The following is a 24,906-nucleotide window of genomic DNA, read 5'->3' on the forward strand; positions in this document are numbered from 1 at the left end:
CCTGTTTTTGCGAGGGTTATGCCCATCCAATTCCTCCGGCACCACCAGATGGCGGCAATGGCAATTTTCACCATATATCACATAGAGCCGCGTTTTAAGCAATTCACTTTCAAAAAAATTATGTTATGAAGGCTGGGACTCAGCAAAAGAACCCGGATGACCGATACGTTTTCGCCCCAACACAGCAGGCTCCACCTGACCATCGATCTGGACGCGCCAGGTCGACAGTCCGGTGATCTGATGCTGAAATGGTCCGACAATGCCGTACCGTTGGGATACCACCCGATCCCGGTCATCAGCTTACGTGGCAAACCCGGACCTTCTGTTCTAATTTTGGGCGGCACTCATGGAGACGAATTCGAAGGACCTGCCGCGATCCTGCGGCTTGCGGCACAGCTGAACCCATCTGACTTGACCGGACAGGTGATCCTGATCCCGGCCTTGAACGCCCCCGCGTTTCTCGCCTCATCGCGGGTGTCGCCATTGGATGGGCAAAACCTGAACCGGGCTTTTCCTGGCACCGCGAATGGCGGCCCGACAGCGATGCTGGCGCATTTTGTTGAAACTATGCTGCTGCCGCGTGTGGATGCCGCTATTGACCTGCACTCGGGTGGCAAGGCATCTGTATTCGAGCCCTGCGCCTTGGCGGCGCGGGGGGATGACGCAGACCTGACCTCTTCCAACATGGAACTGGCCCGCGCTTTCGGGTTGCCTCTGATCTGGGTGCTGGGCGCACATAACGATAACCGAAGTGTGAATGCCGCCGCCGCGAGGGTTGGGGTCCCAATGATCGCAGCTGAACTCAGCGGCGGAGGTGGTGTCGATCCGCATGCCGCGGACCTTGCCGAAGCCGGGCTTAAACGCTGTCTGAAGCATTTAGGTGTCCTGCCCGGCGGTGCTCCGGACCTAGTTCCGACGCAATGTGTCGAAATCGCCGATCCATTGCATTCGATCCACGCACCCGCAGATGGGCTGTTCGACCGACGCTGCACCGCAGGACAACAGGTCAAACGAGGCGATCTGGCAGGCACGTTGCATTTCCCCGCCGAACCGGAACGCTCGGCTGTCGAACTTAAATTTCCCACAGCCGGGCACGTTCTGGCTCATGGCAATCGTGGCATGGTGCGCCGTGGCGATCTGTTGGCATTGGTGGCTCAACCGCTGTCCGAGGAACGTTGAATGAAAACCTATTCCCCGTTCATTTCCGGTGCCTTTGTCGATTGGGACGGTGAAACCCTGCCCAGTATCGACCCCGCCACCGGTCAGGTGTGGAGCATGATCGCCCGTGGCGACACACAAACCGCCGACATAGCCATCCGGGACGCCGACCAGGCCTTCCGCAGCAAGCCATGGGCCAAAGCTGGGCCGACAGGACGGGCAGATATGCTTGACCGTTTAGCTGACATGCTGGAAACCCGGTGGGAAGACCTTGTCACACCCGAAATTCGCGACAACGGCAAACGCATTACTGAGGTGCGCGGGCAGTTTGCCGGGTTGCACAGCTGGTTTCGATTTTTTGCGACAGAGGCACGCAAACTGCAGCCCGAACCTCAGGCCAATTCCATCCCCGGTGTGCATAGCATGGGCCACTTTAGGCCCTATGGCGTCGTGGTCGCCATCACGCCCTGGAATTCTCCGCTGATGATCCTTGCATGGAAGCTGGCCCCGGCACTGGCAGCTGGCAATACGGTTGTAGTGAAGCCCTCAGAAATGGCTTCGGCCTCGACCTTGGAATTCGCACGGCTGGCACATGAGGCGGGACTACCGCCCGGGGTGCTGAACGTCGTCACCGGACTGGGTCATGAGGTCGGCGAAGCACTGGTCCGCCACCCTCTAACACGCAAGGTCACCTTTACCGGTTCGGACTTTGGAGGACGAAAAGTGGCTGAGGCTGCCTCAGCCGGTGTAATCCCGGCGGTGCTGGAACTGGGCGGGAAATCTCCGCAGGTGGTGTTTGCCGATTGTGACATGGACAATGCGGTCAACGGAATTCTGTCCGGCATCTTCCTGTCAAATGGCCAGACTTGCGTCGCCGGATCGCGGCTGATCGTTGAGGCCGTGCTGAAGGACAGGCTGTTATCCCGCCTGATCGACCGCGCCCGCACATTGCAGATGGGGGATCCGATGGACCCGGATACTCAGATCGCACCGCTGGCCAATGAACCGCATCTGCGAAAGGTTACGGCAATGATCGACCGCACCAAAGCCGACGGCGCGGTTTGCTTACTGGACGGCACCGCCACAACGGCAGGCAGAAATGGGTTCTATATCGGACCAACGGTATTCGACGATGTAACCCCCGGCATGCAGCTCTGGCGTGAAGAAGTGTTCGGACCGGTTCTGGCCATCACCTCTTTCACCACCGAAGACGAAGCCATCGCGCTGGCCAATGACAGCGACTACGGGCTGGCCGCCGGTGTCTGGACCACCGATGCCGACAAGGGCGCGCGGGTAGCCGAGGCAATCGAGGCGGGCACTGTTTACATCAACCATTATCGCAGCGTTGACCCTGCCTGCCCCATTGGTGGGGTCAAACTGTCGGGCTACGGGCGTGAATTGGGCCCGGACGCCATAAGGGATTTCTGTCAGGTCAAATCGATCTGGACCGGCACCACGCCGGTGTCCGATCCGTTTCCCTGACCACCGATACGCACGGAGGACGGCATGAACGATCATTTCTCAGCCCCCAAGGGCAATTTCCGCGGTCACGACCAACAAAAAGTCTGGCAACAGCAACCTGACCCGGAACTGACCGAGGTTGGCCCCGGCACTCCGTGCGGCGAATACCTGCGCCGGTTCTGGATGCCGGTGGCTATGACCGATCAGATTGGCGACCTGCCCTATCGCCTGCGTATTCTGGGCGAAGATCTGGTTCTGTTCCGCGAAAAGAAAGAAGGCAAGCTGGGCCTGACCCATCTGCATTGCTGCCACCGCAACATGAGCCTGGAGTTTGGCATCGTTGAGGAAGGCGGAATTAGATGCTCATACCACGGTTGGAAGTACGGTTTGGACGGCACCATTCTGGAAACCCCGTGTGAGCCGCCCGCCTCACAGGTCAAAAAAAAGGCCTGCCTGGGGGCTTATCCGGTGATCGAGTACAAGGGTTTGGCCTTTGCATTTATGGGCCCCCCTGACGAGCAACCCCCGTTCCCAGTAATGGACACATTTGACGAAGATGGCGACGAGTTGGTGCCTTACCTCATCAAATCCCCGTGCAACTGGCTTCAGGTGATGGAAAACGCATGGGACCCGTTCCATGTTGTCTACCTGCATACACTGGCTGTACGCAGCCAGTTCATCGACGCCTTTGCTGAAATGCCGATGATCGAGTTTCACGATAGTCAAACGGGCGATTTTTACACCAATGTCCGACGTGTCGAAGATATCGTCTGGGTGCGCATACATGACCATATGCTGCCGTCGTTCACGCAAAATGGCGGCCACTTCCCGGTGCCAGACGGGTCACGCTATTTTGGGCGCTGCGGGCTGTCGCGTTGGATAACCCCAATTGACGACACCAACACGATGGTCATCGCATGGCGCCACTTCCGGGATGCGGCGGCGAATGACGATCCAAAGGGCCTAACGGACAAAAGCAAAGTGGGCTTTGGGATGACGGACTTCTATGGCCAGGATCCTGATCGACCCTATGAGATGCGCCAGCGGGACCCCGGCGACTATGACGCCTGGGTCAGTCAGGGGCCGCGGAACGTCCATGCCCGTGAAAACCTCAGCTTTACGGATCGGGGCGTGGCCAAGGCACGCCGCCTGTTGCGCAACGCCATTCGAGCGTTGAAAGACGGTCAGTCCCCTCCGCAACCGACCGACAGCTTTGCCGGTCAGGTGATACCGACCTATGCCGGGGACACAATGCTACGCATCCCGCTTCAGGACGGCCGCGACGATAGTGCAGTGCTCAAGGAAATCTCGCATCGGGTAGCTGAGATCTACAAATCTGGCGACCAATTGCAGGGCGAGACCCGCAAGACGTTCATCGTCGATGCGCTGAAAAAGTACGAGGCAAGCTGGTCATGACCAATCGTGTTCCACATAATCCGGGTCGGGTCGACTGGTCCGGCGAAAACCCCGGCATTTATCTGAAACAGAACTCGACGCAGGACCACTATGGCACTCTGGCGCTGTTCTTCCGGGTGGTACTGTCGCCCTATGGTCGGGGCCATGCCGCATTGATCCTGGGCGCGCCGGATCAAGCGCAGGGTTGGCCGCACGCACCCAATCTGATCATGACGGACAACCAACGCATGATGCGCTGGATCGTGGATGGCTGGGTCACCAAGATGCCCACCTTTATCGGAAAGGCAGGCCTCGACGCGATGAGCTGGCTGGACTGTGACAGCGTCGAAAAACGCCCTGGCGATTTGAGATCGCGCTATTCCGAGACCCTGCGCGGCTCGGGCGTCACGGTCGAGATGATCTGGCAGGAAATGGGTCCACCCTTGCCGGTTGAGGTCACTAAGGAAAACTCGGCAACCAAAGAGCATGAGATGTATTCAGTGTTCCTCGAGGCCAAGGCGGCGCAGGTCGTCATCAACGGCACCCCGCTCCCCGGTCAGGTCGCAAGCCGCCAGTTCTTTGGCCGCACCATGTCTACCGCCTTTCTGGCCTTTTCCGAAACCTGGGTGACCCCGCAGGAGGATCTGTAATGCCGTTGAACGAACCGATCACCCCCGGGACAGTCGACTGGACAGGCGAGAACCCCGGCATCCTGCTGAAAGACGACAACAACAATTTCACCGCTATGGCGCTGTTCTTTCGCGTGGCATGGTCTCCGGTCGGTCAGGGTCAGGTGCTGCTGCTGTATGGAACGCCAGATCAAGTGGACGGCCCCCCGGAGGCACCGAACGTAATCCTGAGCGATAATCTCGACCTGACTGCCTTTCTGAAGACCAATTTCATCAGCAAACTGGCCGCTTTCGCAAATGCTCCCGCTTTTGCTTCTCTCCCCGAGATAGGCGCGCAGGTCGTCCGATCCTCGGGCGATCCGATGAGCCACCGCTATACCGAAACCATCGCCGGAGAAAACCTGACAGTTGAACTGGTCTGGGAAGGGCTCGAGCCGCCTCGCGCGCTGGAGCTGTCTCCGCATGAGGTCGCTTCGGGCGAGCAGAACATGTTCTCGCTACTGGTGCCAGCACATTCGGCTCAAATCATCGTTAATGGTCACGCATTGCCGGGCAAGTTGGGCACACGGGTGCAGGCTGGGTATGAAACAACGACTGCCTTCCTCTACTTCTCGGAAACATGGATCATACCGCCGGAGGATACTTGATGCTGCATCCGGCTGATCAGCTGGCGTTCGACAAGGCCATGGTGACACAACCGGTCTGGAACCGGTTCAATACAGCATCCGAGGCGCTGAGGTTGGACGAAAATGTACTGCTACATGCCGGTCCCGCCTTCGCCAGCCCGGATCAGATCACCGCGCCGATCCTGAACTCGGCCTGTGTCGCTGCAGTCTGGCAAGGGCTAGCACAGAATTTCGATCAGGCCGAGGCGATGATTAACGCAGGCGAGATCGTGCTGAAACCCGCGCAAGACCACGATGTCGTGACACCTCTGGCCGCCGTGGTCTCGGCGGATATGCCCCTGCACACAGTCTATGACGCGTGGCGTGGCCAACAACGTGTTTACGCGCCGATCAATGCAGGCAGCCGCCCAGCGATGCGTTTAGGGCTGAGGTCCGAGGCGGTGCTCAACCACATTCGCTGGCTCAACACCCGGTTTCTTGATGTTCTGGAGAAAGGGATTGCCGAAGGGATCGCGCTGGTCCCGCTGGCCGTGATCGGCCTGATGGGCGGGGATGATTGCCATGGCCGTACACCCGTGGCCGCACAGGCGTTGATTGCTGAACTCAAGGATCGCACCACCGGCGGGATCACGGATGACGACGTGTTGGCCTTTATGGACAGCTCGCCCTCACTGTTTCTCAACCCCTGGATGGCGGCGACCAAATGCATGATGAAACTGGCGGAGGGCATTGAAGGATCAAGCTTCGTCACCGCTGCAGGCGGCAATGGGCGCGAAGTTGGCATCCAGATCTCGGGCCTACCGGGCCGTTGGTTCACAATTCCGGCCAGCCCTCCCAAGGGGGCGTTTGACGTGGATTTGCCGCAGGTCCGCGCCCTTGGCGCGATCGGCGACAGTGCCGTGGTCGAGGCATTCGGGCTGGGGGCAATGGCCATAGATCTGAGCCCTGAACAAAAGAAGGGTCTGGGTGCCTATCTGCCCGACGACGCTCAAGCGCGAATGTCAGGTCTGTCAGTCGGAACGCATCCGTATTTCCGCGCCTTGGATGTTCGGCTGGGCAGCACGGCGCGGGGTGCCGTGGAACAGGGTTTGGGGCCTGTGATCGGGCTGGGCATTCTTGACCGATTGGGCGAGGCCGGTCGCTTGGGCGGTGGCATCTACGACATGCCAGTCGCCCCCTTTGCCGACGCGTTGAAAGCGCTGGAGGCATGACCGGGCTGAACCATCATTCTGCCCATGAACTTGCCACATTGATCCGGGCAGGTGAGGTGAAGCCTTCCGAGGTTATGGCGGCCCATTTGGACCGGATCACAAACCGTGAACCCGTCATCGGGGCTTTTCAAACCCTCGATGCGGACCGCGCCATGGAGCGTGCAAAGGCCGCCGATACTCTCCCCGTTGGTAGGAGGCTCCATGGCGTGCCGTTTGTGATCAAGGATATCATCGACACCGAAGACATGCCGACAGGATGGGGTAGCGACCTGTATGCCGGGCGCCGCCCCGACCGCAGTGCAGTCTGCGTTCAGGCTTTTTTGGACGCGGGCGCGATCCCAATCGGAAAAACCATCTCCACCGAATTCGCCTACTTCAAACCCGGTAAAACTGCCAATCCGGCGAATCCCGTGCATACGCCGGGTGGCTCGTCATCCGGCTCTGCCGCAGCTGTGGCCGATTTCATGGCTCCGCTCGCATTTGGTTCGCAAACCGCAGCCTCGCTGATCCGACCAGCAGCGTATTGCGGGGTCTGCGGGTTCAAGCCAACCACCGGACGGTATGTTCTGACGGGTGTCATGGGCTTGTCCCAAAGCCTGGATACACTCGGCCTTCTGGCTCGTGATCCCCGCGACTTTGTGCTGACCGATGCGGTAATGTGCCGAACTGACCCGGCACCGCCAGTTGAGTTCGACGAGGCTTTGCCTCGGATCAGCCTAATGCGCGGCCCGCACTGGCGGGACGGTTCGGTCGAGATGCGGGACACGTGCACGCGTGCGTTAGCCGCCCTTGCCGCAACGAGAGCCGAGACCGGCGAAATTGCTTTTCCACCCGTTTTTGCCGAACTTACGCAGGCTCAGATTACCGTCATGGGCTACGAGGTCGCGCGGCAGCGCGCTGCAGAATACGCTGTAGGCATGCCCGCCATCAGCCCGCAATTTCACGACCTTGTCACAGCGGGGCTGGCCGTTACCGACGCAGAATACCAAGCCGCGCTGGACCTACGCGACCGGGCGGGCGCGATGCTGGATCAGATGTTCCGGGATGTGGACGCTCTGTTGGTCCCGTCGGCCCCCGGACCAGCCCCTGCCGGTTTGGACGCTACTGGAGATCCGCTTTTTTCCCGGATGTGGAACCTGTTGCAGGTGCCTTCGGTCGCTTTGCCATTCGGGACCGACCAGAATGGCCTGCCGCTTGGCATTCAATTGATCGGACGAAAGGGTGATGACGCCCGCCTGCTGGACATCGCGGTCTGGGCCCATGAACACTTGTCGCAATGACCGCTTAAGGAATTAGGGGCAGCAGCAAAGCAAGTGATACGGGAATGCTAACGGCTGCTATCAACGTCTGCAACGTGACAATGGCCGCCATCAGCGGCGCGTCTCCACCCAAGTGCTTGGCCAGCGTGTACGAAGATGCACCGGTCGGCACCACCGAATAGACGACGGCGATCTGCAGAACCTCCCGTGGCAACCCCACCAGTAATCCGATCACCAATACTGCCAGAGGGAAGACAATCATCTTGCCCGTGAAGGCCAGAATTAAGGGCAGCGCACTTGCGGCCATGGCCCGGACTCTCAGATTGGCACCGACAGCCAGCAATGTGATCGGCAAAGCGCCTGCACCCAGAACATCCGTCACATCATGCACGACCGCTATCCTGTCACCGATCAACTGGTTGGCACAGACCGCCAGAAAGATCGAAATCACGTATGGATTGCGTGCGAGTTCCCGCAGGATTGCAACGGCCAGGCTGTTGGTTCGATCGCCTTTGAGCGCACCAACCATCAGAACCACCATAACAATATTGGTGGTGGGCACGAGAATTGCGGTCGCCAGAATCGCGATATCCAACCCCGCTGGCCCAAACAAGTTCGCAGCCAGCGCAAGTCCGATGAATGAGTTATGTCGCGCGCTACCTTGCAGGATCGAGGTGGCCTGCGGCGGCGCAAAACCCATCAAACGGGCACTAAGAAGCGCAAACAGAAGCGCCACAACGAACCCGCCCAGAATAGCAACCGAATAAAGACCCAGCGCCGACTTGTCCAACGGCGACAGGGAAATTTTGCTGAACAGAAGGCATGGCATCAGAACCCAATAGACAAGCTTGTCATTCAGGTTCCAGAAATCCGTACTGGGAATGCCGCCCTTGCGCAGGGCCAAGCCTAGCGCAATGATCAAAAAGATCGGCAGTATCGAGGTGAGTGTCGAAAGCATTACAATTCGCAGACAAAACTGGGCCGGCTCGACCGGACACTGTCATGACCGGCGTTTCTACGCAATACGATGTCAGATAGACCCGAGTTCCTCAGCCCGGGGTATCAGCATCATCGTCGATTACAGCCATCGCGTCGATCTCGACCAAAAGCGACGGATCGGCCAACCCCTGCACAACCACGCCTGTCGAACAGTGATGAACACCTTCGAACCAGCGATTGATCGCCTCGTAAACGGCCGGACGGTACGAAATATCGGTAACGTAGACAGTCAACTTGCAGACATCGGTCAAGCTTCCCCCGGCCTCTTCCATCCAGCGCTGGATGTTGCGGCAGGCCTGATCTGCCTGCGCGCCCGGGTCGCCTTCGCCAACCAGTGTGCCATCCATCAGCGTGCCGACCTGTCCCTGCATGAAAACAAAGTCACCCCGGGCGCGGATCGCTTTGGAATAAGTTGCTTTCGCATGATAGCGCGTCTGGTACTTGTGGATGTGCGTTCGAGCCATGCCGACCTTCCCCTCAAGCCGTGGCGCGGATCAGATAGTCTTCGACCATATCCGCAAAGCTTTGTTCGACCGCGAACTCAATACCATCCTGACACCGCATCACCAAAGCCTTGAGGCCAAATACTTCGGTATAGGAAACCGCGTCCGTCCCAAACACGCTGTCATGCAGGTCCATCGGGCAAGCAATTGACATCACCTGACCTGCATCTGGGCCAGTTATGCGAAAGAAGGTCATCGTGTCCGAGACCCGAACAATACTGATATCTGCCGGGCAGTCCGTGGGCTTCAGCCGGGCTTCCATCGCGTCTTCCTGTGCCAGTGGGGCGCGGGTGATCCAGTGGTTACGACCAATGTAGAACAGTTCGATGCGGTCCTTTTCTGTTCGGCTGTTGGGGCGGAGCGGCAAACTCGGCAAAGCGTCCCCGGCCCATTGCGATACGGCGTCAGGCGCGCCTTTGAGGTCGAACAGAGCCTTCAAGCCGCACCGTTCAATTGTGACGTCATAACTCATCTCAAGACCTCAGCAATTTACCGTCGGGGTCGTGAAAGACCGGTTTCGTGACCGTGACCGGGATCACGTCATCCTTCAGCCGGACGTGGGCGGTTTCGCCCTGCCGCGCGTGGCCATCTTCCAGCAACGCCAGCCCAACCCAGCGGTTGTTTACCACGCTCCATACACAGGCAGTGACCAACCCGCCGGTGGCTTCTTTCCGACCTCCGGGCGTCAGTGGTGCACCTTCGGGGATTTGCTTGTTGGGATCATCCGCCAGAATTCCGACCAGCTCGCGCCGGGTACCGCCTCCTGACCTGCGCAGCTGGACCGAGCGTTTGCCCAGATAGTCAGGTTTCTTCTTGGACATCGCCCATCCCATTCCCAGATCATAGGCATCGACCGTGCCGTCGACCTCATGCCCCAACGACAGGAACCCTTTTTCGACCCGCAGCACATGGCTGGATTCCGAACCCACAGGCAGAATACCAAAGGGCGCACCAACCTCCATCACCCTGTCCCAAAGGGCCGCCATGTGGCGCGGGGCTACGTTGACCTCATAGGATAGTTCACCGGTGAAGCTGACCCGCACCACCCGCGCAGGGAAACCAGCTACGGTGCCTTCGCGGAAGGACATGAAAGGGAACGCCTCGGGCGAGAGGTCGATATCCGAGCCTACCGCCTGCAAAACTTCACGCGCCTTGGGACCGCAAATAGTGGCATTGTTCCACTGGCTGGTGACAGTGGTGATCAGCACCTGCCAGTCGGGGAATTCGGTTTGCAGCAGCTTTTCCATATGCTGGTTCACCGCATCCGCGTGACCGGTCGAGGTTGAAATCATCCAGCGGTGCTCATCCAGTCGGAAGGCAACGCCATCGTCCAGGATCAAACCATCTTCAGACAACATCAACCCATAGCGCCCGTCACCCGGTTTCAGCGTGGACATAATGTTGGAGTAGATGAAATCTAGGAATTTCGGAACGTCCCTTCCCTTCAGTTCAAACGTGCCAAGAGGTGAGCCGTCATAGACGCCGACGCCTTCACGAACAGCGCGGCATTCGCGGTTTACCGCCTCTTGCAGGCCTTCACCCGGCTTCGGAAAATAGCCCGGACGCCGCCAGCGCGCGCCGGCTTCATACATCACAGCGCCGTTGTCCTTATTCCATTGGGTTACAGGGGTATGGCGATAGGGAAATAGCCGCCAGCCTTCCCGTAACCCGCCAATCGCACCGAACGAAACAGGCGTGTAGGGGGATCTAAATGTGGTTGTTCCAACCTCTTGCAGCGGAACGCTCTTTTGCATCGCAACAGTGCCGATGATGTTGATATTGCCGGTTTTACCCTGATCGATCCCCATGCCGCCGGTCGTGTAGCGCTTGACATGTTCCACATTGTCATAGCCTTCGCGCAGGGCCAGATGCACATCGCTGACCGAGACATCGTTCTGCACGTCCAAAAACGCCTTCCCGCGCTGTCCCGGCACGTTGACGCGCCAGAGAGGTTCGATCGCGTAGGCCAGGTCTTCGCCACCACCAACAATCCTATCCAGCGTCAGATCACCAGCCGCTGCGCCCACAGCGCGACAAGTCTGAACCGCCTCGTCAGGAACGAAGGCTGCCAGATCCTCATCAAATCGCAACGTGCTGCGGGATTGCGACCAAAGATGAACGGTCGGGTTCCAACCGCCGGAACAACCCAGCACATCACAGTCGATCCAGCGACCCGCCCCTCCGGTCACGGGAACGGCTTTGACTGCGCGCACACTTTTGCGCCCGCGCACGTCACCAGCAACGGTTGCGGCATGAACCGGAATATCCGGCACCAGCTCCAAAGCTTCAGGTGGAACGGTTTTGCGACAGTCGAGGATGGCCTCAACTTGCATACCGGCTGCTGCCAGATCGGCCGCCACGGCATAAACACTGTTGTTGTTTGTAAACAGCACCACACGCTGCCCGGACTTAACGCCCCAGCGGTTGACATAGGCCTGTACCGAAGAGGCCAACATGACACCGGGTCGATCATTGTCACCAAAGACCATGGCACGTTCGGTGGCCCCGGTTGCGATTACAACTTCCCCCGCTCGCACGCGCCAGCTGCGTTCCAAAACTCCGTCCAGTTCGGGTTCGCGTTCGTTCACGATCATCAGATTATACTCGCGGTAGGCCCAGACGGTTGCATTCTGCAGATGGGTGACTTTCTCCATCCCACGCAGCTCAGCCACCGCATCCGCGACCCAGTCCAAGGCCGAACGTCCACCGATAGACAGGTTGCGGTTCAACAAACTACCGCCCGCCTCGGTGCCCTCATCGGCCAGAAACACGCGTTTTCCGGCGCGACCAGCCTCAAGCGCCGCTTGCAGCCCGGCTGGGCCCGCCCCCGCGATCAGCACATCGGCATGGGCGTTTCGGGCTTCAAAATGGCCTGAAACCGGGGGGCTTTCAGGTGCTGCCGCCAACCCTGCAGCCCGACGGATTGAAGGTTCGAACAGATGCCAGTTCGGCCATTTGAACGTCTTGTAGTAAAACCCTGCGGGGATAAACCGCGAGAGTAACTGATTGATCCCGCCCAGATCGAACTCGGGCGACGGCCAGCAATTGACCGATCGTGCGCTGAGCCCGTCCCGAAGCGGCACCGTGGTCGCGGGACGGTTACCCGAGGCATCCTCGCCGTCCAGTTCCACCAGCGTCGCAGGTTCTTCGACCCCGTGCCCCATAATACCGCGCGGGCGGTGATACTTAAAACTGCGGGCGGTGACACGAATTCCGTTGGCCAACAAGGCCGAGGCCAACGTATCGCCCTCAAACCCTTCATATGGTTTGCCATTGAAGGTGAAATGCAAAGGGCGGTTTCGATCGATGCGCCCGCCCGAGGCGCGGCGGTTACGTTGTGCCATCGGGTGCCTCCACAATGTCATGGGTCCGTGTATCACGCCAGATGGTGAACCATTCACCGCATCCCCGTGCGTGCCACCATTTCTCCTGAACCGGACCCAATGGATTCGGCGTCACTGTCAGATACTCGACCCATTCCTCATCGCTGACGGCATTGGGATCTGGGCGGACCGCCCCTACCGGGCCACCATGGATAAATTCGCTTTCATTGCGCTTGCCACAGAACGGGCAGGTTATAAGCATCATGATCCTGTCCTTTCCTATCGCGCAGTGGTGGTTCCGGCTTCCATTACGAAATCCAGATGCCGGAACCTGCCCAGTGTGAAGGGCGCCATCAGCGGGTGCGGTTCACCTTTGGCCACCAGATGCGCCAGTGTCAGCCCGCCCGCAGGGATAGCCTTATACCCGCCCCACCATCCGGCGGTGACAAACAGGCCCGGCACATCTGTCTGATCCATGATGGGTGAGGCATCATGAGCAATATCTAGATGCCCGCCCCACTGCCGCATCAGTTTGAGCTTCTTGAAACTTGGGAAAAGCGACAGCATCGCAGTCACGGTATCCTCGAATACATGTTGCTTTATGTCTCGACGGAAGCTCTGCCCAATATCGGGCGCGCCGCCGATGACCATCTCACCTTTGTCGGACTGGCTGAAATAGAACCCGCTGTCCGGACAGTTCACGATCACATCAACCAGCGGCTTGACCGGCTCGGACACAAAGGCCGTCAGGTTCATCGTCCGCAGCGGAAGTCTGAGGTCCGCAGTTTCGGTCAGCGTCGTTGTATGGCCTGAGACTGCTACGACCACTTTCTTTGCGCGAACTGTGCCCCGGTTGGTCTCGACCCCTTCGATGGCCCCATCCGCCCCGCGTAGCAGGGATTGCACCGCTGTTTGCTGATGAATCTCAACCCCGCGCGCGTCAGCCGCGCGGGCATAGCCCCAGGCCACCGCATCATGCCGGTTCACACCTGCATCCGTATGAACCATGCCGCAAATCACAGGCAGCCGTGCATCTTGGCCGCCGCCAGTCAACGCAGGAATGCGGCGGCGCAATTCCTCGGTTGTGATCTGTTCGTAGGTCGAGCCGTAGATGTCCATCACCAACTGCCGCCGCCGCAGCTCGCGCAGCTTGGGCCAGGTCTGAACCACATCCACCATGGTTCGTTTGGAATGCATCATGTTGAAATTCAACTCGTCCGTGAGCCCTTCGTACATGGCGACGGATTTGACATAGAATGGGATTGACTCATCCCTCATGTAATTCGATCGAATGGTCACCGTATTTCGCGCGATGTTGCCGCCGCCCAACCAGCCGCGCTCCAACACGGCAACATTGGTGATGCCAAATTCCTTGGCCAGATAATAGGCAGTTGCCAGCCCGTGACCCCCTGCCCCGATCACCACGACATCATAGCGGTCTTTCAATGGCGGGCTGCGCCAAACCTGCGGCCAGTTCCGGTGCCCGGTTAGCGCATTACGGGCGAGCGAGAAAACAGAGTAATTTTGCATGATGGTAATAATATTTATCAGTATGCACATTTAGTCAATAAATTAATCGACATGCAAAACAACTCGCCACGGGTTCTATTCCAATGCCGAAATTGCGGCTAAGGTAATGGAGAAAGGTGACGCAATGAGCTTTCGCGTGGAACAGTTCCATCGACGTCTCGCCGGCAAATGGTCGGCCCGGTCGCTTTGGCCCTGCTTCATCATAAACTGCCGCAGTTCACCCGCCTCGTAACGCCAGAAAAACCGGGCGCAACGCGCCTTCCCTCTGCAACCGCCTCTGTGAATGAGGTGACAGAAATGGACGTTACATGACACAAACACCTGACCTGAAAACCGTTCAGAATACCTATGCGCGCGACGGAGTCGTGCTGCTAAAACAAGTGCTGTCGCAGGATTGGCTGAGTAAGCTGCGCCAGGCTGTCGATGACGAAGTTGCCAAAGGCGACCGTTACTTTGCTTACAAAAACATGCGTGAAAATCCCGGCGTGTTTCAAGACTATTGCCTGAATTCTGATATTGGGCAGCGTGTGGCAGAGGTAGCAAACAGCCCCTGGACCTCGCTGATCTACGACCAGATATTTGCCAAAGAACCGGGCACAAGAACACAAACGGGCTGGCATACGGACCAACCCTATTGGCCGGTCTCAGGCCCGATCATGACCATGTGGATTGCGCTGGACCCCGTGGACCCCGACAACGGTGCGTTGGAGTTCGTAAGAGGCTCGCATGCTTGGGGCGCCAAATACCGGCCCTTCAAAACGGACCAACTTGGGGGCTTTTTGCATTATCTGGAAGTGGACAACCCAGACTATATCGACATGCCCGATTTCGAAATGAATCGCGCTGACTACGACATCTTTCATTACCCGAAAATGAAACCAGGTGATGCGCTGGCATTTGACGGTATGATCGTACATTCAGCGATGGGCAACCGCACCTCAACCCGGCGCAGACGCGGCTATGCGATCCGGTTCGCTGTGGACGGCGCAACCTATGAGCCCCGCGATACTGTCACCGAATGGCTGCACGACGACAGCTTACGCCCCGGTGCGCCCTTCGCTGGGGGCCGGTTTCCAGTGATCTACAGTGCGACATAACAAGCAAGTGGCAAACTCCGCCCTTCTTGCCAAGAATTCGGTCGGCAGGGCGGGGTCAACTTCAAATAGCCCGATCAAGTGAAACTACATAAGTAACTTTCGCAGACGACGCCTCAAGCCGGAACTGTTGTACTCACAGGGGTGGTTTCGGCTTCGATCGCGCGATCAAGCGTTTTGCGAAACAGTTTGGCACCCGCGTCCAACCCGAGATCGATATTGGGCGTCTTGGCGTACTTCATACCCTTGTGGACTTCTTCCAGAACGTCCTTGTCCTCAAGAAACGCCATGCGCGCACCGTCATTCATGAATTTGGACACTTCCGCATTTTCGGGATCGGAATTTCGATGCTGAAACCAGAAGTATCTGGTGCGGTCTTCATCGATTGGGGTCATGAAATTATAGGAGATATTGATGAACGTTTCGGCAATGGGTTGCTTGTCATACCCGCCGGTCCCGACCGGCGTATAGATGGATTTGTTCAGCCCGATCGCGGGCATGCACATCTCATAATGCTGTAGCCGGTCGCAATCGCCGTCAAACACCACCAGTTTGGCGTAATAGGGCGATGGTGGTTTGTTCGCGATCCAGCGCGAGACGACGACGCCACGGTCGGTCCGCTCGACGTTCAGCGGCTCTTCATCCGTTCCGGCGCCTGCAAAAGAAGAAACATGCACCCAGGCGACATGGCTGGGATCAAGCAGGTTGTCGCAGACCCACAGGTAATGGCAGTCGATATCCATTACCCCACCGTCGGTCTTGCCCCAGCTGTCATCGTCAAAATTCTCGATCGGGAATATCTTGTCGGGATCCGCCAGTTCCGGATCGCCCATCCATATCCAAAGGAACCGATACCGATCCACAACCGGATATGATCTCACCACCGCCCGCCGCGGGGTCATGCCGCGCTGCGTCGGGCTGTCCGTGCACTTGCCCGTGCAGTCGAATTTAAGCCCGTGATAGCCGCATTCCACTACATCCCCTATCAGGTTGCCCTTGGACAGAGGCAGCTTGCGGTGCGGGCAAGCATCCTCCAACGCGACTGGCCTGCCATCCTCCTGCCGGTAAAGCACAATATTCTCGCCCAGAAACGTCTCGGCCGTCAGCTCGCGACCGATATCTTTGCTCCAGGCGGCGACATACCAGCAGTTTCTTAGATACATTGAAATGCTCTCCAGATCGTCAGGTGGCTTGTGCAAGTATGGACGGCAAGCCAATCTTGCACCATGCTGGAATGGTAATGCCTCGTATAAGTCAGGCTAATTCCCAGCGCCCGCGGCTGGCGGAATGTCCGGCTGCGCCTCAACCTCGGCACGGATCCAGTTCAGAAACTCACCAACTTTCGGGCTGTCCTTAGTTTCATGGGGTCGAACCAGCCAATAAGATAACGGAGATTGCGTCAGCTCCGGAATTGGTCGCACCAAACGTCCATCGCACAGCGTGTCGATGACCAGAGGTTCCCGCCCTAAAGCGACACCAAGCCCCTCGATTGCCGCCTGAACGACCAGATTGGATTGCCCAAATCGCCGTGTTCGCAAGGGCCACGGTAGCGTCAGCCCGCATTGCCGCGCCCAGAAATCCCACGTTGGACTTGCGGGTCCATGATGCAGGTTCTCATCCACTAGCATCGTATGCTGCGCCAGATCTTCGACCCCACGCAAGCTTGGTATCAAAGAAGGAGCGCAGACCGGAAACAGCTGCTCGGTCATCAGAAGGTCGACCTGATAGCCAGGGTAATCACCCAGGCCATAGCGAATACCGATATCCGCATCCGCCCCTGAAAACGGATATTGCCCGGTATCCGTGGCAATGGAAATCGACAGGTCCGGATGAGCAAGATCAAAGTTTAAAAGGCGTGGAAACAACCAATTGAACGCAAAACCCGGCAGACATGAAATCACGATGGTCCTGTCAGTGCGGGTCTTGTCCCTCAGCTGGGTACAAACGTCCGAAATACGCCCCAACCCTTCAGAAATGGCCAGCGCCAGCAGTTCCCCTTCGCGGGTCGGACGCGATGACCGCGCACCACGTACCAGCAATTCGAGACCAAGCCACTCCTCAAGCGCCCGCACATGCTGACTGACCGCACTTTGGCTTACACCCAGCTCAGCTGCTGCCGGGGAAAAGCCGGAATGTCGGACAACTGCCTCGAAGGCGCGCAGGGCGGAATAGGGCAGGTTTACGATCATATTAGTCACCCTAATGTCAGGCATAATCACTTTCAAATAGATTAGGCGCACAACCCGAGCCTAATCTATACTGACCGGAACCCGTAGGAGACGCGAATGTCGGACATCACTCCCGAGCACGGCGCGCGAAATCTATTGACTAATTGCGCCCACGCAACGGCAGGCGACCGGTTGTTGATCGCTTATGAACCTCCCGAACATGGCTATTTCGATGCGGATAGTGTTCAAATCGTCACTCATGCCGCGCGATCCATGGGACTGTCGGTTGATGCGGTGGATGTGGGTTTTAATCCGGACAATCCACACCTGTCCGCTGATCTCCTGGCGCGGTTCGAAACCGCCGATATTATCCTGTTTCTAGCCCGTCTCGGGGATCAGCTCCGGTTCTCGGAAATGCCACAGGGCAAGAAGATCATCGTCAGTTTCGCCCTGAGCCGCGAGCTTTTTGGCTCTGGTTTTTCCAACGGGCATCACGATGCATTCCTCGACATCAAGGCTGGAATCAATGGCGTTCTGAACAGGGCCACCGACGTGCGGGTCACCTGCCCTCTGGGCACGGACTTTCAGGGGCGGCCTGAGATGAAACCGGATACGACGGGCGATACGTCGATCCTGCGCTTCCCCATGTCGGTCTTCACGCCAGTCCCGGCACACAGCTTTTCGGGCAGGGTGGCGTTGAAATTTCTGACGGGCACCGGATCAAAATACTATGATGATTATACGGTAGAGTTCGAAAGACCGGTGTTTGCGATGCTGGAAAGCGGGCGCCTGACAGGGTTTGACGGCGATCCTGCCGACGCCGCACGGGCCGAGGCTCATTATGACCGGGTCGCGGGTCAGTTTGGCATCGACCGCAACTTCGTGCATTCCTGGCATGCGGGCATCCACCCGGGCTGCGGCTACCCATGGGACATGCGCGAGAATTTCGAGCGTTGGGGCGGGTCCGCTTTCGGCAATCCGCGTATTCTGCACTTCCACACCTGCGGTGCTTATGCCCCAGGCGAAATCAGCTGGAACGTGTTTGATCCGACGATCGTAATCGACGGTGTGACCTACTGGGAAAACGGGGCTTTCCACGCCGACCGTCTGCCTGGCGGAGCCACCATTCTGGACAAGCACCCCTGCGCGGCTGCCCTGTTCGCCGACCCCGATCTGGATATCGGTCTACGCCGCACTGGCTGAGCCTTCCCGCTTGATCGAACGCGTGCCATCGCGCTAAACTGATTGCAATAGGTCCACCTGACAAGGTCCTATGGTGCGGAGCACTCCCGTCTCCGGTGCCGGTACATGCGATGTGGGCACGGCCCCCGCACCGGCAAAATGTGGAATTCACATGTCACAAGCAATCGTAACGCCCCTGTCTCAGGCACTGGCCGAAGGCAAGCTCACGCGTGAAGAACTGAAAGGATTCATGCAACGGTCCGACGGCCCCGGCATGCGCCATCTGGCGCTTTGGGTACTGGTACTGGCCGGCACAACTACCCTTGTCACCCTAGCCTGGAACAGCTGGCTAATCTGGCCCGCAATGTTCCTGCAAGGCATCGTTCTGGTGCACCATTTCTCACTACAGCATGAATGCGTGCACTATACAGTGTTCCGAACCCGGTGGTTGAATGATTTGGTAGGTCAGATCTGCGGCCTGATCATCATTCTGCCACATCGGTTCTTTCGCTACGAACATTGCGATCATCACACCTATACGCAACTGACAGGGGAAGACCCCGAATTGATCCCTTTGCCCGAAACAATGGGACAATATCTGCTTTATCTGTCCGCCCTGCCCTATTGGCGCGGCAAATTCACGGAACTGTTTCGCCACGCCAGCGGCAATCTCAGCGAGACCGAGCTGCGGTTCATTCCGAAAGTCGAACATCAGGCCGTATATCGCGATGCCCGCAGAATGCTGGCTATTTATGCGGCGATCGTTCTGGGCATGGCCATCACGGGTTGGTGGGGGTTGATCTGGTACTGGTTCATCCCCCTGTTTCTGGGCGAGCCGGTGATGCGCTTCATCCGGATGACCGAACATGTCGGACGCCCTACCGTCGCGCAGATGTCAGAAAATACGCGCACCAATCTGGTTTCGGCACCATGGTCCTTTCTGTGCTGGAACATGAATTACCACGCGGAACATCACTATGTCGCTTCGGTCCCTTTTCACGCGCTGCCGCGCCTGCATGAGAAGCTAAAAGACCACATCCATATCGAGCCCGGCGGTTATCTGGCTGCCCACCGCGAAATCCTGCGTCAGATCCGGCACAAGAAGGCGGCGTGATCCATGACAGATGTAAAACCGTGGAAAGACGTGATCGAGGCTGCTCGGTTGGAAAAAAATTGGGTCACACGGGTCGAACTCGGCTCGCGTGTCATCGCGATCTATGACACGCCCGGTGGTATCTATGCCTCACTAGCGTTGTGCAATCATGGTGGCGCGGATCTGTGTGACGGGTATTTCGATGGCTATGTCATCGAGTGCCCCCTGCATCAGGGCGCCTTTGATGTACGAGACGGGCGCCCGGTTTCAGCGCCTGCGACGCGGCCAATGAAAGTGTTTGAATCCCGGGTCGAAAACGGCATGGTTCAGATCAGAGCATAGCCCCGATTGCCCTTAACCCGGTGCCGGCAACCCCGGCATCGGGACATATCCGGGCAAAGCCTCAACACGCGCGATCCAAGCGCGCACCGCCGGGTACGGAGACATCGATATTCCACCCTGATACGCCAGAGCTATGTAGGGATAGCAGGCCAAATCTGCGAGGGTGGGACGGCCGCAGGCCAGCCAGCGATGGTCTGACAAGTGTTGCTCCATGATCTTCAGGGATTTCTGCCCAAGCGCCTGCGGCTCGGCCAGATCGACGTTGCGTTCGAACAGAACAATCGCGCGGGCCATTGCAACGCCGTGGAAGATTTCATTCACAGAAAACGACAGCCATTGCTGTATGTCGCCGTGTTCTTTCGGTGTGGTCGGGGCCCATTCGGCTGCGCCGTACTTCTGCGCCAGATAGACCATGATGGCAGTGCTGTCGCGCAAAACGAACCCGTCATCGTCCAGAACTGGTACCTTGTTCAGTGGATTGACCTGCAAAAACGCGCTCCGGTTTTGGTCACCGCTCAGCAGGTCTACGTCGATGATCTGATGATCCCGCGCCAGCATGGACAGCAGCAGTCGTACTTTGTGACAACTGCCCGAAAGCGGAAAATCATAGAGGCGTATCATACTGGCCTTTACGTCAGCGCTTGTCTGACCGTTTTTCAAGCCGCGCAAACAATCGGCTAAGGCCGAAGCAAACCACAAAGTAGAAAGCGGCCGTGGTGATCCACGCCTCAAAAATCATGCGGGATGAGGCCACAAGCTCGACCGTTTTGTAAGTCAGTTCCTGCACAGAAATCAGCGACAGGATTGAACTGTCCTTGATCAGCGATATGAACTGATTGGCGAGCGGTGGCACCACTTTCTTCATCGCTTGCGGCAGTACCACATAGCGCAGTTCCTGAAGGCGGCTCATACCGATAGAGCGCGCGGCTTCCCGCTGACCTTTTGGGATCGACTGGATGCCGGCACGCACAATTTCACCAACGAATGCGCTCTCAAAAAGGGCCAGGACAATGACGCCCGAAACAAGCGATGGGAAGCGGCGCATTTCACCGAAGAAGAACTCCCAGATCTGATTGTTTTCCTGCCGCGCGATACCGCGCGCCCATCGTTCCAGATTCAACGCATCAATCAGTTGTTGGGACAGGAAGAAGAAGAAAATGAAAACGACAACAACCGGCGGCACATTGCGCAAGAATTCCAAGTAGGTGCGCGCCAGCATGCGGATGGTCAGATTTGATGAACAGCGGGCTACACCCAGAATGGTGCCCAGGATCAATGCCAGAATTCCGGCATAGAGGCTGATGCGAACCGTTGCGACCAACCCTTGCAGCAGCAAATTGGCAAAGTATTCCTCACGACCTGAATGCCAGCCGACAATGTAACTGGGGATGACGTCCCAGCGCCACCTATAATTGAGCGTGCCTTCAATCGACAGCCAGATATACCCGAAAAACACGAACAGAACCGCGGCGATCAGGTAGTCCGGCCATCTGAGTTTTTTGAGAAAATCCTGCACGCAAGACGCTCCGTATCAGATCCGGGGGGCTGCATCGCTGCCCCCCGGGTGGGTCAGGGTTACTGGGCGACCTGGTCAGCCCATTCGTTTCCAGCAAACCAATAGTCATGACGTTCTTTCAGCCAACCGGAACGCCACTGCTGCGCGATCCAGTTGTTGAAATAGTTCATGGCGTCCGGGTCGCCCTTTCGCACACCAAAGGCTTCACCGCGCGGATCATAGAGATTTTCGAACGGCACACTCAGCGTTTCAGGGTGCAACCCAGCCTCGCGGTTCGGAGTTGGCTGCGCTGCCATGGAAGCATGAGCGTTCCCATTCAGAACCTCCTGAGTCGAGGCACCGTCTTCATCGAACAACAGCAAGGTCGCGTCTGGGAAGTTCTGTGCAATCACCGCCGCAGGTGTTGCACCACGCCGGGCGGCAAAGGTCACTTCGGGATTGTTGAAATCCTCAAGCGTCATGCCTTCAGTCATCGACTTATTGGCCAGAATGGCCAGACCCGAATAGGCGTATGGATCGGTAAAGTTAATGGTCAGGTTCCGCTGCGCTGTCACCGACATGCCCGAGATGATCACGTCGAAATTGCCTGAGACCAGCGCCGGGATGATACCATCCCAAGCGGTGGGCACGAATTCGACCTCAACCCCCATATCCTCGGCCAGCTGACGGCCAACATCCAGTTCGAATCCGATCAGATCGCCATTCTTGTCGCGCATCGACCATGGCACGAACAGCGACAGACCGATCCGGATCACGCCATCCTGCTTGATAGTTTCAATCACACTTTCGCTGGATAGTTCCTGCGTAGCGCTCTGCGCCCAGCCTGAGGTCGCCACACCGGTAGCCACGACCGCGCCGAGGGCAGCCCCGAGCATTCTGCGAGAAAGCTTCATCTTGGTTCTCCTTGTTGTCCGACATATTTTCTGGGTTATTGGTCGACGGCATATTTCTTCTCCAGATGGCTTACGCCAATCGACAGGATCAGGGTCACCACCAGATAAACCAGTGCGATGGTGAACCAGATTTCGAAACTCATGTATGTGTCTGAAATGATATTGCGTCCGAAGGTCGTCAGCTCGGCCACCGCAATCACGCTGACAATGGCCGAGGATTTGATGAGGTGAACGACCTCGCCGGTCATCGGCGGCAGCATGAAGCGGACGGATTGTGGCAGGATGATATAGCGATAAGTCTGGGACGGGCTCATCCCGATGGATTTAGCGGCCTCCCATTGGCCTGTGGGAACGGCGTTGATCCCGGCCCGGAAGATTTCCGAAATCAAGGCTGAATGGAAAACGGCCAGGGTAAGGATGCTGGCCGTATATCGGTCAAATCCAAAAATCGGCCCCAGAACATAATAGAAGAGGTAGAGCAGGACCAGCAGCGGGATATTTCGGATCAGCTCCAGAAATCCAACCGCAACTGCGGACCCGATGACAAGATCCGACAGGCGCAGCAACGCCACAAGCAGGCCTATAACCATAGCCAGAATGAAAGCCGTGACCGACAATTTGATCGTCGCGACCAGCCCGATGGGAATTTCACCCCATTCAAACCCGACCTCGGTATTGCGATACAGAAACTGCGGCACCCGGTACCATTGCCAGTTATACCCCATGCCCTGCGCGCCGATATATGCACCATAGGCGATGAGCCCGACGATAACGGCATAGATCCCGACCGAAATCAGGGTCGAGTCAAAAAACCGCTTCAAAAAAGGCGGCTTTGGCAGCGGCTGACCTTTTGGCCGGGAAATGCCCAGATCGCTCATGTCAATGCGCCAATATTTGATCTAGGAACAAACGGCAGCGTTCGCTCGAGGGGTTGGTGAAAAATTGTTCGGGTGGTGAGACTTCGACGATCTGGCCCGCCTCCATAAAGACCATCGTATCAGCGACCTTACGGGCAAAGCCCATCTCGTGCGTGACGACAACCATAGTCATGCCGGTGTCGGCCAGCTCGACCATCACATCCAGCACCTCATTGATCATCTCGGGGTCCAGCGCGGATGTCGGTTCGTCAAACAGCATGATCCGAGTTTCCATGCATAGAGACCGTGCAATTGCCACGCGCTGCTGTTGCCCGCCCGACAGCTGTGCCGGGTACTTGTCGGCCTGTTCCGGGATGTGAACACGTTCAAGATAGTTGCGTGCGGTTTCTTCGGCCTGCGCCTTGGATATCCCGCGCACTTTCATCGGACCGATCGTCAGATTCTCTAGCACTGTCAGGTGTGGAAACAGGTTGAACTGCTGGAAAACCATACCAACTTCCTGCCGCAGCTCGCGAATTTCTTTGGCACCGTCATAAACCTCGATCCCATCGATCACGAGGCGGCCGGAATTGTGCCACTCCAGCCCGTTAAAGCACCGGATCAGCGTCGATTTTCCCGATCCCGAGGGACCGCAGATCACGACTTTTTCACCCTGATGGACCGTCAGATCGATGTTTTTCAACGCGTGAAACGCGCCATAATATTTATCCAGATTGGTCACTTCAATCATCGGTGTGGCTTGGCTCATGTCGTACCTGCTTGGGTTCGGGACACCATGCGAATTTGTCTTTTGATGGACCGGGCGCGCAAAGGAGTTTCCTCCACCGTTCCTGCAAAGGCAGGCCGGCATGTCGTGGTGCCAGGCCTGACGAAACAGCCGAGGCCGGGCTGGCGCTGCGATTGTTTGGGGCAGTCGGGCAAGGCCTGAGCCTCCTCAAATACGTTGCACACTAATTAATATGGTTGCTTAATATGCAATACTCGTCAATAAAAAACTCAGAGGACAATTATTGATCTGCCCTAAGATAATACTGACGACCAAGGGAGGAACCGCAAATGTCTGCCTGGATCAGCATGATATCTGACGAAGATGCTGACTCGCATCTGAAGGCCACTCTGGATCTGGCGCGTACACCGCACGGCACTGTCGACAATGTCATGCGGGTGCATTCCCTGCGGCCTAACACAATGAAGGGGCATGTGATTCTGTATCGCGCCTGTCTGCACGATGAGGCGAACAAGGTTCCTATGTGGTTTCAGGAAGTGATCAGTTCCTATGTATCCACTCTCAACACCTGCCCCTATTCTTATGCCAACCACTGGTCTAACGCCCGGCACTTGATCGACGACGCCGCACGCGCCGACAAGATCGAAGCCGCACTCGAGGCACATCGCCCACAGGATGCGTTCGACGGCGCACATTTGGCTGCACTGACCTATGCTGAAAAGCTTACACTTTCGCCGGGTAGGATGGTCGATTCTGATGTGGCAGCCCTGAAAGACACCGGTTGGGAGGATGGCGAGATTCTCGAAATCAACCAGATCGTAGGGTATTTCAACTACGCCAACCGGTTGCTGAATGGCCTTGGAGTCACCACCGATGGCGATGTGGTGGGGTATTATAGCAGCGACTGAAAGGACGGATC

General features: G+C 57.5%; 25 protein-coding genes. 12 read left to right on the forward strand and 13 right to left on the reverse strand.

What is annotated here, in order from left to right:
* The first annotated feature begins 156 nt into the window (after positions 1-156).
* From AC2FD9_RS17785 to AC2FD9_RS17815, 7 genes are read left to right on the forward strand one after another with little or no spacing between them, the layout of a single operon-like run.
* Positions 157-1,179 carry a succinylglutamate desuccinylase/aspartoacylase family protein gene (locus AC2FD9_RS17785; RefSeq protein WP_496838156.1) on the forward strand — a complete coding sequence of 341 codons (1,023 nt, stop codon included), beginning with the start codon at positions 157-159 and terminating at the stop codon, positions 1,177-1,179.
* On the forward strand, positions 1,180-2,640 hold the full coding sequence (locus AC2FD9_RS17790; RefSeq protein WP_496838158.1) for an aldehyde dehydrogenase: 1,461 nt from the start codon (positions 1,180-1,182) through the stop codon (positions 2,638-2,640).
* 24 nt (positions 2,641-2,664) lie between these two features.
* Positions 2,665-4,035 carry a Rieske 2Fe-2S domain-containing protein gene (locus AC2FD9_RS17795; protein WP_496756730.1) on the forward strand — a complete coding sequence of 457 codons (1,371 nt, stop codon included), beginning with the start codon at positions 2,665-2,667 and terminating at the stop codon, positions 4,033-4,035.
* Positions 4,032-4,664: a hypothetical protein gene (locus AC2FD9_RS17800; RefSeq protein ID WP_496706684.1), complete on the forward strand. Its 633-nt coding sequence runs from the start codon at positions 4,032-4,034 to the stop codon at positions 4,662-4,664. The genes AC2FD9_RS17795 and AC2FD9_RS17800 overlap by 4 nt, the downstream gene beginning before the upstream one ends.
* On the forward strand, positions 4,664-5,290 hold the full coding sequence (locus AC2FD9_RS17805) for a hypothetical protein (protein WP_496756733.1): 627 nt from the start codon (positions 4,664-4,666) through the stop codon (positions 5,288-5,290). The genes AC2FD9_RS17800 and AC2FD9_RS17805 overlap by 1 nt, the downstream gene beginning before the upstream one ends.
* Complete coding sequence (locus tag AC2FD9_RS17810; protein ID WP_496756735.1) at positions 5,290-6,480, forward strand: YlbE family protein; 1,191 nt, start codon at positions 5,290-5,292, stop codon at positions 6,478-6,480. Before AC2FD9_RS17805 ends, AC2FD9_RS17810 begins: the two co-directional genes overlap by 1 nt.
* Complete coding sequence (locus AC2FD9_RS17815) at positions 6,477-7,760, forward strand: amidase (RefSeq protein ID WP_496838161.1); 1,284 nt, start codon at positions 6,477-6,479, stop codon at positions 7,758-7,760. The genes AC2FD9_RS17810 and AC2FD9_RS17815 overlap by 4 nt, the downstream gene beginning before the upstream one ends.
* A 4-nt stretch (positions 7,761-7,764) precedes the next feature.
* Here AC2FD9_RS17815 and AC2FD9_RS17820 read toward each other — a convergent pair whose 3' ends face one another.
* The 6 genes from AC2FD9_RS17820 to AC2FD9_RS17845 form a co-directional block, all read right to left on the reverse strand.
* Positions 7,765-8,697: an AEC family transporter gene (locus AC2FD9_RS17820; RefSeq protein ID WP_282121032.1), complete on the reverse strand. Its 933-nt coding sequence runs from the start codon at positions 8,695-8,697 to the stop codon at positions 7,765-7,767.
* Between the two features lie 91 nt (positions 8,698-8,788).
* Positions 8,789-9,202: a RidA family protein gene (locus AC2FD9_RS17825; protein ID WP_496756741.1), complete on the reverse strand. Its 414-nt coding sequence runs from the start codon at positions 9,200-9,202 to the stop codon at positions 8,789-8,791.
* Positions 9,203-9,215: 13 nt separating this feature from the next.
* Positions 9,216-9,713: a sarcosine oxidase subunit gamma family protein gene (locus AC2FD9_RS17830; RefSeq protein WP_496756744.1), complete on the reverse strand. Its 498-nt coding sequence runs from the start codon at positions 9,711-9,713 to the stop codon at positions 9,216-9,218.
* A 1-nt stretch (position 9,714) separates the two neighbouring features.
* Positions 9,715-12,585 carry a 2Fe-2S iron-sulfur cluster-binding protein gene (locus tag AC2FD9_RS17835; RefSeq protein WP_496838162.1) on the reverse strand — a complete coding sequence of 957 codons (2,871 nt, stop codon included), beginning with the start codon at positions 12,583-12,585 and terminating at the stop codon, positions 9,715-9,717.
* Positions 12,572-12,829 (reverse strand): sarcosine oxidase subunit delta, encoded by a 258-nt coding sequence (locus AC2FD9_RS17840; protein ID WP_282121036.1) that lies wholly within the window; start codon positions 12,827-12,829, stop codon positions 12,572-12,574. Before AC2FD9_RS17840 ends, AC2FD9_RS17835 begins: the two co-directional genes overlap by 14 nt.
* 14 nt (positions 12,830-12,843) lie before the next feature.
* Complete coding sequence (locus tag AC2FD9_RS17845) at positions 12,844-14,094, reverse strand: FAD-dependent oxidoreductase (protein ID WP_496838164.1); 1,251 nt, start codon at positions 14,092-14,094, stop codon at positions 12,844-12,846.
* Between the two features lie 308 nt (positions 14,095-14,402).
* Between AC2FD9_RS17845 and AC2FD9_RS17850 the strand changes: the two genes are divergently transcribed.
* Positions 14,403-15,191 (forward strand): phytanoyl-CoA dioxygenase family protein, encoded by a 789-nt coding sequence (locus AC2FD9_RS17850; protein ID WP_496838166.1) that lies wholly within the window; start codon positions 14,403-14,405, stop codon positions 15,189-15,191.
* Positions 15,192-15,304: 113 nt separating this feature from the next.
* On the opposite strand, the gene AC2FD9_RS17855 is transcribed toward AC2FD9_RS17850, so the two are convergent.
* Complete coding sequence (locus tag AC2FD9_RS17855; protein WP_496838167.1) at positions 15,305-16,351, reverse strand: aromatic ring-hydroxylating dioxygenase subunit alpha; 1,047 nt, start codon at positions 16,349-16,351, stop codon at positions 15,305-15,307.
* Positions 16,352-16,447: 96 nt separating this feature from the next.
* Positions 16,448-17,377: a LysR substrate-binding domain-containing protein gene (locus AC2FD9_RS17860; RefSeq protein ID WP_282154149.1), complete on the reverse strand. Its 930-nt coding sequence runs from the start codon at positions 17,375-17,377 to the stop codon at positions 16,448-16,450.
* A gap of 96 nt (positions 17,378-17,473) precedes the next feature.
* Here AC2FD9_RS17860 and AC2FD9_RS17865 point away from each other — a divergent pair, with 96 nt between their 5' ends.
* The 3 genes from AC2FD9_RS17865 to AC2FD9_RS17875 all read left to right on the forward strand — a co-directional run bounded on the left by AC2FD9_RS17865 (position 17,474) and on the right by AC2FD9_RS17875 (position 19,973).
* A complete protein-coding gene (locus AC2FD9_RS17865) occupies positions 17,474-18,559 on the forward strand; it encodes a hypothetical protein (protein WP_496838169.1) in 1,086 nt (361 codons plus the stop codon).
* A 151-nt stretch (positions 18,560-18,710) separates the two neighbouring features.
* On the forward strand, positions 18,711-19,652 hold the full coding sequence (locus tag AC2FD9_RS17870; RefSeq protein WP_496838170.1) for a fatty acid desaturase family protein: 942 nt from the start codon (positions 18,711-18,713) through the stop codon (positions 19,650-19,652).
* A 3-nt stretch (positions 19,653-19,655) separates the two neighbouring features.
* A complete protein-coding gene (locus AC2FD9_RS17875; protein ID WP_496838172.1) occupies positions 19,656-19,973 on the forward strand; it encodes a non-heme iron oxygenase ferredoxin subunit in 318 nt (105 codons plus the stop codon).
* A gap of 12 nt (positions 19,974-19,985) precedes the next feature.
* Here AC2FD9_RS17875 and AC2FD9_RS17880 read toward each other — a convergent pair whose 3' ends face one another.
* The 5 genes from AC2FD9_RS17880 to AC2FD9_RS17900 are packed head-to-tail and all read right to left on the reverse strand — an operon-like array spanning position 19,986 to position 24,008.
* Positions 19,986-20,594: a glutathione S-transferase family protein gene (locus AC2FD9_RS17880; RefSeq protein WP_496838174.1), complete on the reverse strand. Its 609-nt coding sequence runs from the start codon at positions 20,592-20,594 to the stop codon at positions 19,986-19,988.
* Between the two features lie 13 nt (positions 20,595-20,607).
* A complete protein-coding gene (locus tag AC2FD9_RS17885) occupies positions 20,608-21,489 on the reverse strand; it encodes an amino acid ABC transporter permease (RefSeq protein ID WP_496838176.1) in 882 nt (293 codons plus the stop codon).
* Positions 21,490-21,548: 59 nt separating this feature from the next.
* The gene (locus tag AC2FD9_RS17890) at positions 21,549-22,382 is read right to left on the reverse strand and encodes a transporter substrate-binding domain-containing protein (protein ID WP_282121046.1); all 834 of its coding nucleotides are present in this window, start codon (positions 22,380-22,382) and stop codon (positions 21,549-21,551) included.
* 35 nt (positions 22,383-22,417) lie between these two features.
* Positions 22,418-23,260 (reverse strand): amino acid ABC transporter permease, encoded by an 843-nt coding sequence (locus AC2FD9_RS17895; RefSeq protein WP_282121047.1) that lies wholly within the window; start codon positions 23,258-23,260, stop codon positions 22,418-22,420.
* A 1-nt stretch (position 23,261) separates the two neighbouring features.
* The gene (locus AC2FD9_RS17900; protein WP_496838178.1) at positions 23,262-24,008 is read right to left on the reverse strand and encodes an amino acid ABC transporter ATP-binding protein; all 747 of its coding nucleotides are present in this window, start codon (positions 24,006-24,008) and stop codon (positions 23,262-23,264) included.
* A 308-nt stretch (positions 24,009-24,316) separates the two neighbouring features.
* Between AC2FD9_RS17900 and AC2FD9_RS17905 the strand changes: the two genes are divergently transcribed.
* Positions 24,317-24,895 carry a carboxymuconolactone decarboxylase family protein gene (locus AC2FD9_RS17905; protein WP_496838179.1) on the forward strand — a complete coding sequence of 193 codons (579 nt, stop codon included), beginning with the start codon at positions 24,317-24,319 and terminating at the stop codon, positions 24,893-24,895.
* Positions 24,896-24,906 lie beyond the last annotated feature (11 nt).

The organism is Ruegeria sp. YTSC230, assembly GCF_059609665.1.